Annotated in this window: 19 protein-coding genes and 1 other RNA gene; 10 read left to right on the top strand and 10 right to left on the bottom strand. The window is 62.1% G+C overall.

Going from position 1 to position 14,433, the window contains the following annotated elements; translation table 11 throughout:
* Positions 1–21 precede the first annotated feature (21 nt).
* The 4 genes from hisA (at position 22) to CXK91_RS16210 (ending at position 3,444) form a co-directional block, all read left to right on the top strand.
* Positions 22–765 (top strand): 1-(5-phosphoribosyl)-5-[(5-phosphoribosylamino)methylideneamino]imidazole-4-carboxamide isomerase, encoded by a 744-nt coding sequence (hisA, locus tag CXK91_RS16225; RefSeq protein WP_103457137.1) that lies wholly within the window; start codon positions 22–24, stop codon positions 763–765.
* A gap of 98 nt (positions 766–863) precedes the next feature.
* Entirely contained in the window at positions 864–1,634 is a 771-nt protein-coding gene (gene hisF, locus CXK91_RS16220) for an imidazole glycerol phosphate synthase subunit HisF (protein ID WP_103457184.1), read from the top strand.
* An 86-nt stretch (positions 1,635–1,720) separates the two neighbouring features.
* A complete protein-coding gene (locus tag CXK91_RS16215) occupies positions 1,721–2,470 on the top strand; it encodes a substrate-binding periplasmic protein (RefSeq protein WP_103457136.1) in 750 nt (249 codons plus the stop codon).
* A 227-nt stretch (positions 2,471–2,697) separates the two neighbouring features.
* The gene (locus CXK91_RS16210) at positions 2,698–3,444 is read left to right on the top strand and encodes a substrate-binding periplasmic protein (RefSeq protein WP_103457135.1); all 747 of its coding nucleotides are present in this window, start codon (positions 2,698–2,700) and stop codon (positions 3,442–3,444) included.
* Position 3,445: 1 nt separating this feature from the next.
* Here CXK91_RS16210 and CXK91_RS16205 read toward each other — a convergent pair whose 3' ends face one another.
* The 4 genes from CXK91_RS16205 to gpmI all read right to left on the bottom strand — a co-directional run bounded on the left by CXK91_RS16205 (position 3,446) and on the right by gpmI (position 8,552).
* Complete coding sequence (locus tag CXK91_RS16205; protein WP_103457134.1) at positions 3,446–4,237, bottom strand: divergent polysaccharide deacetylase family protein; 792 nt, start codon at positions 4,235–4,237, stop codon at positions 3,446–3,448.
* Positions 4,238–4,239: 2 nt separating this feature from the next.
* Positions 4,240–5,559: a S41 family peptidase gene (locus tag CXK91_RS16200; protein WP_103457133.1), complete on the bottom strand. Its 1,320-nt coding sequence runs from the start codon at positions 5,557–5,559 to the stop codon at positions 4,240–4,242.
* A 71-nt stretch (positions 5,560–5,630) separates the two neighbouring features.
* Entirely contained in the window at positions 5,631–6,887 is a 1,257-nt protein-coding gene (locus CXK91_RS16195) for a murein hydrolase activator EnvC family protein (protein ID WP_103457132.1), read from the bottom strand.
* A gap of 117 nt (positions 6,888–7,004) precedes the next feature.
* The gene (gpmI, locus tag CXK91_RS16190; protein ID WP_103457131.1) at positions 7,005–8,552 is read right to left on the bottom strand and encodes a 2,3-bisphosphoglycerate-independent phosphoglycerate mutase; all 1,548 of its coding nucleotides are present in this window, start codon (positions 8,550–8,552) and stop codon (positions 7,005–7,007) included.
* Between the two features lie 139 nt (positions 8,553–8,691).
* Between gpmI and CXK91_RS16185 the strand changes: the two genes are divergently transcribed.
* The 3 genes from CXK91_RS16185 to secB are packed head-to-tail and all read left to right on the top strand — an operon-like array spanning position 8,692 to position 9,913.
* Positions 8,692–9,105, top strand: coding sequence for a rhodanese-like domain-containing protein (locus CXK91_RS16185; RefSeq protein ID WP_003282873.1), 414 nt, complete (start codon positions 8,692–8,694; stop codon positions 9,103–9,105).
* Positions 9,106–9,107: 2 nt separating this feature from the next.
* On the top strand, positions 9,108–9,362 hold the full coding sequence (gene grxC, locus CXK91_RS16180) for a glutaredoxin 3 (protein ID WP_103457130.1): 255 nt from the start codon (positions 9,108–9,110) through the stop codon (positions 9,360–9,362).
* A 56-nt stretch (positions 9,363–9,418) separates the two neighbouring features.
* A complete protein-coding gene (gene secB / locus CXK91_RS16175; RefSeq protein WP_103457129.1) occupies positions 9,419–9,913 on the top strand; it encodes a protein-export chaperone SecB in 495 nt (164 codons plus the stop codon).
* A 57-nt stretch (positions 9,914–9,970) separates the two neighbouring features.
* Here the strand turns inward: secB and CXK91_RS16170 are convergent, their stop codons facing one another.
* The gene (locus tag CXK91_RS16170) at positions 9,971–10,951 is read right to left on the bottom strand and encodes an NADPH:quinone oxidoreductase family protein (RefSeq protein ID WP_103457128.1); all 981 of its coding nucleotides are present in this window, start codon (positions 10,949–10,951) and stop codon (positions 9,971–9,973) included.
* Positions 10,952–11,163: 212 nt separating this feature from the next.
* On the opposite strand from CXK91_RS16170, the gene CXK91_RS16165 reads away from it, so the two are divergent.
* Positions 11,164–11,565 carry a flagellar basal body-associated protein FliL gene (locus CXK91_RS16165; RefSeq protein ID WP_256055769.1) on the top strand — a complete coding sequence of 134 codons (402 nt, stop codon included), beginning with the start codon at positions 11,164–11,166 and terminating at the stop codon, positions 11,563–11,565.
* Between the two features lies 1 nt (position 11,566).
* Here CXK91_RS16165 and CXK91_RS16160 read toward each other — a convergent pair whose 3' ends face one another.
* Positions 11,567–12,016, bottom strand: coding sequence for an EVE domain-containing protein (locus CXK91_RS16160; protein WP_103457182.1), 450 nt, complete (start codon positions 12,014–12,016; stop codon positions 11,567–11,569).
* A 196-nt stretch (positions 12,017–12,212) separates the two neighbouring features.
* Between CXK91_RS16160 and CXK91_RS22755 the strand changes: the two genes are divergently transcribed.
* Positions 12,213–12,365, top strand: coding sequence for a hypothetical protein (locus CXK91_RS22755; RefSeq protein ID WP_181003962.1), 153 nt, complete (start codon positions 12,213–12,215; stop codon positions 12,363–12,365).
* A gap of 28 nt (positions 12,366–12,393) precedes the next feature.
* Here the strand turns inward: CXK91_RS22755 and CXK91_RS16155 are convergent, their stop codons facing one another.
* The 4 genes from CXK91_RS16155 to CXK91_RS16140 all read right to left on the bottom strand — a co-directional run bounded on the left by CXK91_RS16155 (position 12,394) and on the right by CXK91_RS16140 (position 13,735).
* The gene (locus CXK91_RS16155; protein ID WP_103457127.1) at positions 12,394–12,996 is read right to left on the bottom strand and encodes a 5-formyltetrahydrofolate cyclo-ligase; all 603 of its coding nucleotides are present in this window, start codon (positions 12,994–12,996) and stop codon (positions 12,394–12,396) included.
* A gap of 6 nt (positions 12,997–13,002) precedes the next feature.
* Positions 13,003–13,181: non-coding RNA, 6S RNA (gene ssrS / locus CXK91_RS16150), on the bottom strand.
* Between the two features lie 33 nt (positions 13,182–13,214).
* Positions 13,215–13,529: a cell division protein ZapA gene (locus CXK91_RS16145; protein WP_103457126.1), complete on the bottom strand. Its 315-nt coding sequence runs from the start codon at positions 13,527–13,529 to the stop codon at positions 13,215–13,217.
* Positions 13,526–13,735 carry a TIGR02449 family protein gene (locus CXK91_RS16140; RefSeq protein WP_003282863.1) on the bottom strand — a complete coding sequence of 70 codons (210 nt, stop codon included), beginning with the start codon at positions 13,733–13,735 and terminating at the stop codon, positions 13,526–13,528. The genes CXK91_RS16145 and CXK91_RS16140 overlap by 4 nt, the downstream gene beginning before the upstream one ends.
* A gap of 128 nt (positions 13,736–13,863) precedes the next feature.
* On the opposite strand from CXK91_RS16140, the gene CXK91_RS16135 reads away from it, so the two are divergent.
* Complete coding sequence (locus CXK91_RS16135) at positions 13,864–14,418, top strand: YecA family protein (RefSeq protein ID WP_103457181.1); 555 nt, start codon at positions 13,864–13,866, stop codon at positions 14,416–14,418.
* Positions 14,419–14,433: the final 15 nt, after the last annotated feature.

Raw genomic sequence — 14,433 nt, 5'->3', positions numbered from 1 at the left:
TGATTTGAACAGGTTCAAGCCATGCTGATTATCCCCGCTATCGATCTCAAGGACGGCGCCTGCGTGCGTCTGCGCCAGGGCCTGATGGACGATGCTACGGTGTTTTCCGACGACCCGGTGGCCATGGCCGCCAAGTGGGTCGAGGCCGGTTGCCGTCGTCTGCACCTGGTCGACCTCAACGGCGCCTTCGAAGGCCAGCCGGTCAACGGCGAGGTGGTCACTGCCATCGCCAAGCGCTACCCGGACCTGCCGATCCAGATCGGTGGCGGCATCCGCACCCTGGAAACCATCGAGCACTACGTGCGCGCCGGCGTCAGCTACGTGATCATCGGCACCAAGGCGGTCAAAGAGCCGGAGTTCGTTACCGAGGCCTGCCGCGCCTTCCCGGGCAAGGTCATCGTCGGCCTGGATGCGAAGGACGGCTTTGTCGCCACCGATGGCTGGGCGGAAGTCTCCAGCGTGCAGGCGGTCGATCTGGCTCGCCGCTTCGAGGCCGATGGCGTCTCGGCGATCGTCTACACCGACATCGCCAAGGACGGCATGATGCAGGGCTGCAACGTCGAGGCCACCGTGGCCCTGGCCAATGCCAGCCGCATCCCGGTGATCGCTTCTGGTGGCATTCACAACATCGGCGATATCCAGAAGTTGCTCGACACCAACACCCGCGGGATCGTCGGCGCCATCACCGGCCGGGCAATCTACGAAGGCACGCTGGATGTGGCCGAGGCGCAGGCGCTCTGCGACCTGAAGTACAAGGACGAGTGATTCGCTGATCTGCGGTGGATCGGTGCAGCGTGATCCACCCTACACGCTACTTGCAGCTTGAAGCCTGCGGCTTGAAGAAGCTGCTTTCGGAGAAAGCCATGGCCCTGGCCAAACGCATCATTCCCTGCCTCGACGTGGACAACGGCCGCGTGGTCAAGGGCGTCCAGTTCGAGAACATCCGCGATGCCGGCGACCCGGTGGAAATCGCCCGCCGCTACGACGAGCAGGGCGCCGACGAGATCACCTTCCTAGACATCACCGCCAGTGTCGACAACCGCGATACCACGCTGCACACCGTCGAGCGCATGGCCAGCCAGGTATTCATCCCGCTGACCGTCGGTGGTGGGGTCAGGACCGTGCAGGACATCCGCAACCTGCTCAATGCCGGCGCCGACAAGGTCTCGATCAACACCGCCGCGGTGTTCAACCCGGAGTTCGTCGGCGAGGCCGCCGATCGCTTCGGCTCGCAATGCATCGTCGTCGCCATAGATGCGAAGAAGGTTTCCGCTCCGGGCGAGCCGGACCGCTGGGAAATATTCACCCATGGCGGGCGCAAGCCCACTGGGCTGGATGCGGTGGCCTGGGCGAAGAAGATGGAAGACCTGGGCGCTGGCGAGATCCTGCTGACCAGCATGGACCAGGACGGCGTGAAGAGCGGCTACGATCTCGGCGTCACACGCGCCATCAGCGAAGCGCTGTGCATCCCGGTGATCGCCTCCGGTGGCGTCGGCAATCTGCAGCACCTGGCCGATGGCATCCTCGAAGGCAAGGCCGATGCAGTGCTGGCCGCGAGCATCTTCCACTTCGGCGAATACACCATTCCGGAAGCCAAGGCCTACCTGGCCGCCCGCGGCATCGTGATGCGTTGATCTCAACGTGCAGCTGAACAAGGCTTAATGCCCATATAAGGACATGTCCGCGGCTGTTGCGGACAAACAATCAGGAGATTTCACACATGCTCAAGACCATCGCTTCCCTCGCCGCTGCGGCGCTGCTGTTCGGCGCCACGCTGGCCCATGCGCAAGCGCCGGTGAAGATCGACCTGCTGACAGAGAACTTCCCGCCTTACAACATGGCGGACGATGGCAAGAACTTCGCCCGCGACGAGCACATCACCGGTATTGCGGTGGATATCGTGCGCGAGATGTTCAAGCGCGCCGGCATCGATTACAGCCTGACGCTGCGCTTTCCCTGGGAGCGCATCTACGGCATGGCGCTGGAGCAAGCCAACTACGGTGTATTCGTCACGGCACGCCTGCCTGAGCGTGAAGAGCTGTTCAAGTGGGTTGGCCCGATCGGTCCGGATGATTGGGTATTGCTGGCTCGCGGCGACAGCCCGATCAACCTGACCAGCCTGGAACAGGCCAGCCAGTACAGCGTGGGCGCCTACAAGGGCGACGCCATCGCTGAGCATCTGGACGGTCAGGGCCTGAAGCCGGTGCTTGCCCTGCGCGATCAGGAGAACGTAAAGAAGCTGATCGACGGCAAGATCGACCTGTGGGCCACCGGCGACCCCGCCGGCCGTTACCTGGCGCGTCTGGAAGGCGTAACAGGGCTCAAGCGCGTGTTGCGCTTCGACAATGCGGAGCTGTATCTGGCGCTGAACAAGCAGGTCACCGACGAAACCGTGCAGAAGCTGCAAAAGGCGCTCGACCAGATGCGCAGCGAAGGCGTCATCGACGCGATCAACGCACGCTACCTCTGACCCCTTCGCTCAGCGCGCCTTGCGTTGAGCGTAATGTAATGGCGGCGCGCCAGTAGGGTGCGCCGGCCATCCCTCCCGCGCCGTTCTGGCGCGTCCATCGTTCCCTCTGTATCGCGCTTTCTGGGCTACGCTGCTGCAGCGCTGTGCTGGTTCGCATCTTGCTTTCGACCGGTTCGGCCATGATCCGCGGAGGGCGGGTCGAGGAATCCAGAACGAAGGGACGAGCCATGCTTAGAAGAATCCTTGCCACCATCGCACTGCTGCTTTGCGCCCAGGCGCACGCCGAGCTGGCTGACGACTACCGCGTCGTGCTGCTGACCGAAAACTTTCCACCATTCAACATGGCCGAGGACGGCAAGAACTACGCAGCCGATGCGAAGATCCACGGCATCAATGCCGACATCGTGCGTGAGATGTTTCGCCGCGCGAAGATCCGTTATGAGCTGAGCCTGCGTTTTCCCTGGGATCGCATCTATAAACAGGTACTTGAGCAGCCTGACCAGGGACTCTTTTCCACTACCTTCACCGCCGAGCGTGAGCCCCAGTTCAAGTGGGTCGGCCCGCTGGCGAGCATCAGCTGGGTTCTGCTCGCGCCAGCTGACAGCCCGTTGCGCCTGTCCGGACTGGACGAAGCGCGCAACCTGCGCATCGGTGCCTACAAGAACGATGCGGTGAGCCAGCATCTGGAGAGCAAGGGCCTGGCGCCGATCAACTCGCTGCGCGACCAGGAGAACGTCGGCAAACTGCTCAAGGGACAGATCGACGTCTGGGCGACAGCCGATCCGGTGGGACCCTATCTGGCCAAGCAGGAAGGCGTGACTGGCCTGAAGCCGGTGCTGCGTTTCAATGAAGCGCGATTGTTCCTAGCGCTCAACCGCGCGACGCCGGACGAAGTGGTCGAGCGCCTGCAGGGAGCGTTGGATGCGATGCGTGCTGACGGCACGGTGGATGCGATGTTGCGCCGCTATCTCTGACTCATCGATAGATGCCGCCGCGCCCATGTGCGGCCATTGCGCGGTTGCTGCGCGTGGCGATCATCTGCCCGATATCGACCCATTCGATGCCCTGCGCTGCCAGGCGTGGCAGTTCACGCTCCAGCACGGTAAGGGTGCTTTCATGGGGATGGCCGATGATGACGACCGAGCCCTGCTTGCGGGCCAGCGCGATCGCGGCGCGGAAGCGTTCCGCCACGGCCGCTGGCGATGGGTCGTCATCCAGAAAGATATCCCGGGACAGGCTGGCCAGCGCCGTGCGCTGGGCACTGGCGGCGGCTACGGTGCGTGGGCTGGTGCGGCTGTCGAGGAAGAACAGGTGGCGGCGCTGCAGCTCACCCATCAGCCAGGTCATGGGCTGCGGCTGATCGGTCATCGCACTACCCATGTGGTTGTTCAGCCCGCTGACATGCGGAACGGCTGCCAAGGCTGCATCGAGGCGGCGTGCCAGTTCGTCATGGGGAAGCTGTGGATGCCAAGCGAAGCGCCCTTGGGCAGGTGCCATCGGCATGTGCAGCATGACGGTCTTGCCCGCGCGATGGGCCTGCTCGGCCAGCGCGGCTGCGTGGCGGGTGTCCGGCAGGATCGCCAATGCCACCGGGCCCGGCAGCTGCAGCACGCGTTGATCGCGTGCCGGGTTCTGCCCGAGGTCATCGATGATTAGGGTAAGCCTGGGCCGCGGCGCATGCTCCGCTGTGGCTGCGGGCTCGTCGGCATAAAGCGCCTGGCTGGCGAGTATCACCAGCAGCGCCAGGCCTGCCGCCCAGCCGGCCATTTTCACTGGCCGCGGGTGAGGTTCAGCCCTTTGAGCAGGTTCAGCGCCTGGCCGAGTTGGTAGTCGTCGTCCTGCGGGCGAGGCGAGTCGCTGGCGATCTGCGTCGCGGTGGGACGGTCCGGCCCACCGTTGCCGTTGCCCAAGTGCCCGGCCAGGTCCGCTTCACGAAAGCCATCGGCGGCCTGTTCGCGGGTCAGCTTGGCGCGCTCGACCTTGATGTCCGGCTCGATGCCCTGCGCCTGGATCGAACGCCCACTGGGGGTGTAATAGAGCGCGGTGGTGAGCTTGAGGGCGCGATCATTGTTAAGCGGCAGCACGGTTTGTACCGAACCTTTGCCGAAGCTGTCGGTGCCCATTACCACGCCGCGTTTGTGGTCCTGCAGTGCACCGGCAACGATCTCGGATGCCGAAGCGCTACCGCCGTTGATCAGCACAACCAGTGGCACGCCTTCGCTTGCATCGCCCGGGTCGGCATTGAAGCGCAGCTCGGAATTGGCGATACGCCCTTTGGTGTAAACGATCAGGCCCTTGGTGAGGAAGTGGTCGGAAATTTCCACCGCGGCCTGCAGAACCCCGCCGGGATTGTTGCGCAGGTCGAGGACCAGGCCGTTCAGCTTCTTGCCCTCGTTATCCTTCTTCAGCTTGGCCAGGGCCTTGCCCACTTCCTCGCCGGAGTTGACCTGAAACTGGGTGACACGCAGATAGCCGTAACCCGGCTCCAGCAGTTGGCTGCGCACGCTGCGTACCTTGATGATCGCGCGGGTCAGCTTCACGTCGAACGGCTGGCCGCCCTCGCGCACCAGGGTCAGATTGATGCTGCTGCCCGGTTTGCCGCGCATCTTGGCGATGGCGTCCATCATCGACAGGCCCTTGGTCGGCTGGCCGTCGATTTTGACGATCAGGTCGCCGGCTTCGATGCCGGCCTTGGAGGCCGGGGTATCGTCGATCGGCGAGACGACCTTGATGAAGCCGTCCTCCATACCCACCTCGATGCCCAGGCCGCCGAATTCGCCGCTGGTGCTTTCCTGCAGTTCGGCGAATGCCTCGGGTTCCAGGTACGCGGAGTGGGGATCGAGGTTGCTGAGCATGCCCTTGATGGCATTCTCAAGCAGCGTCTTGTCATCCACTGGCTCGACATAGGCGGCCTTGATGCGATCCAGTACCTCGGCAAAGGTGCGCAGCTCTTCCAGTGGCAGGGGAGCCTTAGCGCTTGGCGCCGCCGTCTCCGCCGGTGGCTGCTGGGCCCAGGCGCCGCCTTGCATGCCTAGCAGGACGGCCAGGGCGAGCATGGATGGGCGGGCAAAACGGCGCAGGTGCAACATGTCGAACTCCAGTTATGAGAGGGCGCGCTTGGCGACACGGGCGGCTCGGTATGACCGAACGCCGCTGCTCGCTAGCCTTGCGCGCGACACCATTGGGCAGGGTCGCTGGGGCGGCCCTGCTGCCGAATGGCGAAATACAGTGCGGCAGTTTCCTGGCCGCCGCTGGTGCCTACCGTGGCAATCGGGTCGCCGGCCTTGACGATGTCGCCGGCGTCACGCAGCAAGCTCTGGTTGTGACCATACAGGCTCAGATAGCCATTGCCATGGTCGAGAATCACAAGCAGGCCGGCGCCACGTAGCCAGTCGGCGAATACTACCCGTCCACCATGGACGGCGCGGACCTGAGTGCCGACGCTGGCGCCGATCAGAACGCCGTCCCACTTGGTTCGAGCGTCGCCGCCGCGCGGAGTGCCGTAGCGGGCGACGAGACGTCCGTCGACTGGCCAGGGCAACTTGCCCTTGGCCTGGGAGAACGGCCCGCCGAAGTTGCCGCCGGCGCTGGACACCGTAGGTCCGCTTGGTGCCGGTGCTGCGCCCGCTGCCTGGCGTTGCTGCTCTCGCTGGCGCTCGGCTAGCAGCGCGCGTTGTCGCGCTTCCTCGGCTTCACGGGCCTGGCGGGCCAGGGTTTCCTCGATGGTTTTGAGCACGCGCTCGAACTGGGCCTGCTCCTGGCGGCGTGCCTGCAGCTTCTGCTCGCGGCTGGACAGGTCGCTGTTGAGCTTGGCGAGCGCCTGTTGACGTTCCTTGCGCACCTCGGCGAGCTGGTCGCGACGCTCGAGCAAGCCATTCTTCTTTTCTGCCAGAACGGTTTGCTCGGTCTCGATATCGGCCTCGACATTGGCCAGCTGCCGCAACGTTTCGTTGAAGCTGTCTAGCTGCTCGAGCCGTGCCTTGTTCAGGTAGTCGTAATAGGTGATGGTGCGGCTGAATTTTTCTGGATTCTGCTGGTTGAGCAGCAGTTTGAGGTACTCCTGGCGACCGTTCTGGTAGGCGGCTCTGGCCTGCAGGCCGATCAGGCGCTGCTGTTCCAGGCGTGCGCCTTCGAGGGTGGTCTTCTCCTCGTTGAGGCGTTCCAGTTCCGCCTCGCTGCGGTCGATTTCCTGCTGCAGGGTGTCGACCTGTTTCTCCAGCTGCCCCATCTCGCTTTCAGTGGTTTGCAGCTGCTTTTGAACGCCGGATTTCTGTTGCTCGATCTGCTTGAGCAGCTTCTGTAGTTCATTGATGTCCTGGCGGGCAGCTTCGATCTGCTGCCGCGTTGCGGCACGATCGTCCGCCACTGCAGGACCGAGCAGGCAGAGGAAGGCGAGGGCAAGAAAAGTACGAGGCATTGGAGGGCGTCAACCGAGCGTTATGACCGGCGTAGTATGCCTAAAAAGCAAGCTGGAAGCTTGAAGCCTGTAGCGGGAAACGGAGGCTGGCGCCATCCGCTTCCCCCCTTGGAGCAATCAGTTCAGCTCGATGATCGAGCGGCCGGTCATCTCTGCCGGCACCGGCATGCCAAGCAGAGTCAGCATGGTCGGTGCGACATCCGCCAGCACGCCGCCCTGGCGGATAGAGACGTGGCGCTTGCCGATATAGATGAACGGCACCGGCTCGCAGGTATGTGCGGTGTGCGCCTGACCGGTCATGGCGTCTTCCATCTGCTCGACGTTGCCGTGGTCGGCGGTCAGCAGCGCCTCGCCACCGACCTTGTCCAATGCCTCGACGATACGTCCGACGCAGCTGTCCAGGCACTCCACGGCCTTGACCGCGGCATCGAACACACCGGTATGGCCGACCATGTCGCCGTTGGCGTAGTTGACGATGATGACGTCATAACGCTGGTTTTCGATGGCATCGACGATGCGGTCGGTGACCTCGGGAGCGCTCATCTCCGGTTTCAGGTCGTAAGTCGCGACCTGTGGAGACGGAATCAGAATGCGTTCCTCGCCGGGGAAGGGCTCTTCGCGACCGCCGGAGAAGAAGAAGGTGACGTGGGCATACTTCTCCGTTTCGGCGATACGCAGCTGGGTCTTGCCGTTGTTCGCCAGGTATTCGCCAAGCACGTTGGTCAGCGCTTCCGGGGCGAAGGCTGCTGGTGCGGGAATGCTCGCTGCGTACTGAGTGAGCATGACGAACTCAGCCAATTGCGGTACACGGGCACGCTGGAACTCGCTGAAGCCGGGTTCGACGAAGCAACGAGTCAACTCGCGAGCACGGTCGGCGCGGAAATTCATGAATACCACCGCATCGCCATCTTCGACGCGCACCGGCTCGCCGATGGTGGTGGCTTTGACGAATTCGTCGCTTTCACCGCGCTCATAGGCTGCTATCAGGCCGTCTACGGCGTAGTCGGAGCGGTACTGGGCCTTGCCCTCGGCGATCAACTCATAGGCCTGCTGCACGCGGTCCCAGCGATTGTCACGGTCCATGGCGAAGTAACGGCCGATCAGGCTGGCGATACGGCCCTTGCCAAGGCGGGTGAAGGTGGCCTGGAGCAGCTCGATAGAGTGCTGTGCGCTCTTCGGCGGGGTGTCGCGACCATCGAGGAAGGCATGCAGGTAGATTTTCTCGGCGCCGCGCTGGGCGGCCAGTTCGGCCATGGCGACCAGGTGGTCCTGATGGCTATGCACGCCGCCATCGGAGAGCAGGCCGAGGATATGCACTGCCTTGCCGGCAGTTGCGGCCTTGTCGACGGCGGCGCAGATGGTGGGGTTGGCGAAGAAGTCGCCGTCGCGAATCGCCTTGGTCACACGGGTGAAGTCCTGATACACCACCCGGCCGGCACCCAGGTTCATGTGGCCGACCTCGGAGTTGCCCATCTGCCCGTCCGGCAGGCCGACGTCCATGCCGCTGCCGGAGATCAGTCCGTGCGGCTGGCTGGCCAGCAGACGATCATAGACCGGCTTGCGGGCGGCGTGAATGGCGTTGAACTCGGGATTGTCGCTGTGCCCGAAGCCATCGAGAATGATCAGTACCAGGGGTTTGGGCACGGCATTAGGTGCGACGGGCATGCTTTCAGGCTCCTTGCGCAGGGCGGAAAAGGGCGGCCAGTCTACTGGCTGACCAGGACGAGGTCACGATTCATCAGGGTTCAGCCGGTAGGAGGGCGTGTGTATACTGGCCCGCATTTTATCGTCCGGGTACCCGTTGATGCTCGCTAACCTGATTGAATTTGTCTCTAACCACTATGTACTCAGCAGCCTGTTCGTGGTGCTGTTGATCCTTCTGTTCATCACCGAGACACGCAAGGGTGGTAAGAGCCTGAGCAACCGCGAACTGACGGCACTGGTCAACAGTGACGAGGGCGTGGTGTTGGACGTGCGCGCCAAGAAGGAGTTCGATGCCGGTCATATCGTTGATGCATTGAACATTCCCTACGAGAAGCTGGTCAGCCGCACAGGCGAGCTGGAAAAGCACAAGGCCAAGACCATTATCGTGGTCGATGCCATGGGGCAGCACGCCGGAACGGCCTGCCGTGAGCTGCAGAAGGCAGGCTTCACCGCCGCCAAGCTGTCGGGAGGGATTTCCAGCTGGCGCGGCGACAATCTGCCAGTGGTCAAGTAATCATGCCCAACGTCGTCATCTATACCACCGCCTGGTGTCCTTTCTGCATTCGCGCCAAGGCGCTGCTCGATCGCAAGGGCGTCGTCTACGAGGAAATTCCCGTGGATGGCAATTCATCCCTGCGCGCCGAGATGGCCAGCAAGGCCGGGCGCACGTCCGTACCCCAGATATGGATTGGCGATCAGCACGTCGGCGGTTGTGATGAGCTGCATGCTCTGGAGCGCAGTGGACGTCTCGATCCGATGCTGCAGGCCTGAGTGCCGGCGCGGGGCCGCTAACAAATCAAACGACACGCACAAAGAAGGTTGCAGAAATGACCGAACAAGCTAACAACGGCGGCGCAGCATCGCAGACCGAGCAGGGCGCGCAATTCTCCCTGCAGCGCATCTACGTCCGCGACCTGTCCTTCGAAGCGCCGAAGAGCCCGGAAATTTTCCGTCAGGAATGGAATCCGAGTGTCGCGCTGGACCTGAATACCAAGCAAAAGGCGCTGGAGGGTGACTTCCACGAGGTGGTGCTGACCTTGTCAGTTACCGTGAAGACCGGCGAAGAAGTTGCCTTCATCGCAGAAGTCCAGCAAGCCGGGATCTTCTTGATCAAAGGCCTCGAAGCCGCCGCCATGAGCCACACCCTTGGCGCGTTCTGCCCGAACATCCTCTTCCCCTACGCCCGTGAAGCGCTGGACAGCCTGGTGACCCGCGGCTCGTTCCCGGCGCTGATGCTGGCTCCGGTGAATTTCGACGCACTCTACGCTCAGGAAATGACGCGTATGCAGAGCGCCGGCGAAGCACCCAGCACCGCTCACTGATCCGGCTGCTGACTGCACAGGAAGCGGCCTACCGTTTCCTGCGCATCCTTCGGTGCGTCAGCGCACCTGCACGACCAGCTTGCCTACCGCCTTGCGCTGTCCCAGCGTAGCGATGGCTTTGCCTGTGTCTTGCAAAGCGAAACGTTGCGAAACCAGCGGCTTGAGCTTGCCTTCGGCATGCCAGGCGAACAGCTGGCGGAAGTTCGCGGCGTTGTCCTGCGGTTGGCGCTGAGCAAAGGCGCCCCAGAACACGCCTATCAGCGCGGCGCCCTTGAGCAGGGGTAAATTTGCCGGCAGCGCCGGAATATCCCCGCCCGCGGCAAATCCCACCACCAGCATGCGGCCGTTCCAGGCGATGCTGCGGAAGGCTTCTTCGAAAAACTTGCCGCCTACCGGATCGTAGATCACATCCACGCCCTGGCCACCGGTGAGTTCCTTCAGGCGCTCTCGCAGGCTGCCTTCGTTGTAGTTGATCAGCTCGTCAGCGCCGGCATTTCTCGCCACATCCAGCTTCTCGGCGCTGGAGGCTGCGGCGATGACGCGCGCGCCCATGGCCTTGCCGATCTCTACCGCAGCCAGGCCGACACCGCCGGATGCACCTAGCACCAGCAGAGTTTCTCCTGGCTGCAGGTTGGCGCGCTGCTTCAGTGCATGCATGGAGGTGCCGTAGGTCATGCTGAAGGCTGCTGCAGTGTCGAAGTCCATGCTCGGTGGCATCGGCAGGGCATTGCTGCCGGCGACGGCGACCTGCTCGGCGAAGCTGCCCCAGCCAGTCAGTGCCATGACTCGGTCACCCACCTTGATGTGGCTGACCTTCTCGCCGACTGCGGCGACTACGCCGGCCGCCTCGCCACCGGGCGAAAATGGGAACGGTGGCTTGAACTGATATTTTCCCTCGATCATTAGGGTGTCTGGGAAATTAACCCCGGCGGCATGCACATCGAGCAAGATTTCGCTCGGCTTGAGCTGCGGGGAAGGGGCATCTTCGATAACCAGGCTTTCCGGCGGACCGAAGCTTTTGCACAGAACGGCTTTCATCGCTTTTCCTTGTTCGACTGGTCGGGCGTTTGGTGCCCGACGATGGATGGCTCGACTGCTCGGGACTATCCAGTCTAGAAGCGCTGCGCAGCGAGGCAATCAGCATCGTTCGCTGTAATGGCAGCGTATAAGTGGCGGGCGGTTGCGTGATTGGCTTGGGTGCGCTGCAGCTACTGGTTATGCTGACGCAGGTTTCTCTTGGAGCAGTGCCCGTGAAGTATTTGATCGCCCTGTTTTTTGGCTTCGTCGTTGCTGGGCCGGCCGTCGCGCAAGACTCGCCCGGCGAGACGGTACCTCAGGCGCTTTATTACACCTTGGTCCCGGCCATGGTCGGTAACTATGGTTCCGGCGAGCGGCTGAAGTACTACAAGGCCGACGTCGCGCTGCGCATCTCCAGCAAGGAAGTGGAGGACAGGGTCAAGCACCACGAGCCGCTGATTCGCCATCAGCTGGTGATGCTCTTTTCCGAACAGACCGATGAGACGCTGGGTGGCCCGGAAGCCAAGGAACAGCTACGCCAAGAAGCGTTGAGGCAGGTGCGCGAAGTGCTCGAGCAGGAAGAAGGCGCGCCGCTGATCGATGATCTGTTGTTCAACAACCTGATTATCCAGTAGCTCACCGCATTGCCAGAATCGACTGCCATTCCTCGTCGCTCACCGGCATTACCGATAGGCGGCTGCCTTTCTTCACCAGCGCCAGCCCTTCCAGTGCTGGTTCTGCTTTCAGGCGTGCTAGTTTCACTGGCGTCGGGAAGGCTTCCACGAATTCGACATCTACCGCGCTCCACGGATTGGCCTCGCTGTTGGCCTTGGCATCGTGATAAGGGCTGGCAGGGTCGAGCGCAGTTGAATCGGGATAGGCGCTACGGATGATACGACCGATTCCGGCAATGCCGGGCTCGGCGCAACTGGAGTGATAGAAGTAGAAATGATCGCCCTGTTGCATCTGTCGCATGAAGTTTCGCGCCTGATAGTTGCGTACGCCGTCCCAGCGTCCTTGCCCCAGTTTTTTCAGATGCTGGATGGAAAATTCATCCGGTTCAGACTTCATAAGCCAGTAAGGCATGAACATTGCTCTCTGTCAGGCGGTTCGATCAGACCATGATGGCAAAATCTCCGACAGTCGGCTGCAATACCTGTTTGCGCGGTGCCGATGCTTCACGGAAAATGCCGCGGCTGTAAGGTGGCCTATCGAGTCCTAGAACGATAAATCACACTGACTCGACGCAAGCATTTCGCCTGGTAGGGGGAGGCGAACACAAATGAAACGTAAGCCCGATATTCTGTGGATTTTGGTCTTCATCTTTGGTCTGGGTGTAGTCACTACTGGCTATACGCAGAGCCTGTGGGAGCAAGCTGACGGCGCCGCCGGCATGGCTCCGATCATTCAGGTGCAGCAGGCCCAGCAACGATGAGCAGGTGCCGCAAGGACGCGGCCTTCAATTATCCGATGTTCCAGCCTCGGTCCGTAACCGTACCCTGAAGCGGTACATCCCAGCTTTCCAGCGGCAGTCGATCAACTCTCTGACACTCGTGAGCCAGTCCCAATAGTGTCGGTTTGTGACTTTTTTTGCGCATGGCGCGATACGCCAGGCTGCGATCATAGAAGCCGCCGCCCATGCCCAGCCGCCCCCCATTGCCATCGAAGCCCACCAGCGGCATCAGCAGCAGATCGAGCGTCCAGACCTGGCGTTGCCGGGCGCTACGGATGACTGGTTCGAAAATGCCGAACCGGTTTCGGCGCAGTTTTTCTCCCGGCTCAATGCGCTGGAATACCATGCGCGTGCGCGGCCAGGGGTTCAGTACTGGAAGATAAGTCGCTTTACCGCAGCGCTGAGCAGCACGCAGGAGCGGGCGCGGATCTATTTCGCCATCGTTGGGCAGATACAGAGCGATATGCCGAGCACGACGAAACACGGGGTGATGAGCCAGATGCCGATAAAGATGGCGCGCCGCCAGGCGTTGCTGGGCGGGGGTGAGCTGGCGCCTGGCTTGGCGCAGCTTGCGACGTAGCGCTGGCCGTGTCAGGCCCTCGGCTACGATCATCTGAAATGGCTCCCCAGCATGCCGCTGCCAGCGTAGGCCCTTGAACCCGAGAGTTCAAGGTGGCGACTACAGAGTACCTTAAGGCTTTCCGTCAGGCGGACATGCACACCGGCACCACGTGTAGCCTCCATTGTGTTGCTTATCGGGAGAGGGTCATCGCCGACTGGCGAACATGCCAGGGAGTTGGGCGGATTATACCTCAATATGCGAACCGTTCATCAGTTGCTGGATGGGTTTGGATCGGTGGCCAGGGCACTGTCGACTCGCTCAAGCAGCATGCGCACGTGTTCGCGGGCGCTATTTGCCTCGGCATCCAGGCGATCATGCTTGTGCAGCAGTTCGTGGGTGATGTTCAGCGCTGCCATCACCGCAACACGATCGGCACCGATGACTTTTCCGCTGCTGCGGATCTCGCGCATCTTGCGGTCCAGGTAGCGGGCCGCGCCTTCCAGATTGCTGCGTTCCTCTGACGGACAGGCGATGCAATATTCCTTGTCCATGATGTGTACGGTAACGGTGTTCGGCTGGGTCATGAGTCCTGCTCCAGGGCTTTCAGGCGCGAAATCATCGATTCGACCTTCAAACGGGCCATTTCGTTCTTTTCGATCAGATGAGCGCGCTCTTCACGCCAGCTTCGCTCGTTGGCCAGCAGCAAATGGTTCTGCGCCTTGAGCTGCTCGATACGCTGAATCAGCTGCTCCAGTTTGGTGGTCAGCGCTTTCAGATCGGCGTCTTCCATGGGATTCCTGTTGAGGCACTGTGAAGACGGAGGCGATGCCCGGGGGCTTCGATGGTCTTGTCGCGGCCGCCGGTGCTAGGATACGAAGCCTTCATTCTAGTCATTGCGCCACCGTGCGCCTAGCCGCCATGTCCATTCAGAATTCCCCGTATGCCGCTTTTGCCACACTTCTGGCAGGCACCCCGCAAACCGTTTCCCCCGCCGAGTTGCACGGCCTGCTGCTCGGGCGCAGTTGCGCCGGCGCCGGCTTCGATGTTGAGCCTTGGCTGATCGACGCTTCAGACCTGCTCGGCGAACCGCCGCAGGACAATATACGTCAGGCATTGATTGGCCTGCAGGAGATGGTCAAAGGCGAGCTCGCCGGGGACGACATTGCCGTCGTCCTGTTGCTACCCAGCGACGACGCGCCATTGAGCGAGCGCGCCATTGCGCTGGGCCAATGGTGCCAGGGCTTTCTCGCCGGCTTCGGCCTGACCGCCGGTGACCGCGCACTGAGCAGCGAATCCATGGAAGTGTTGCAGGATCTCTCCGCCATCGCGCTGATTCAGGATTCGCTGGAAGAGTCTGAGGACGGCGAGACCGATTACATGGAGGTGATGGAATATCTGCGTGTAGCGCCACTGTTGCTGTTCACCGAGTGCGCCAAGCCGATACCTGCCGCGCCTAAACCCTCCCTGCATTGAGGAAAGCTCTCCGCC

The organism is Stutzerimonas stutzeri (genome assembly GCF_002909485.1).
GTDB lineage: Bacteria > Pseudomonadota > Gammaproteobacteria > Pseudomonadales > Pseudomonadaceae > Stutzerimonas > Stutzerimonas stutzeri_AH.
The sequence above is the reverse complement of the archived record's forward strand: the minus strand, read 5'-3'. Positions and strand labels throughout refer to the sequence as shown.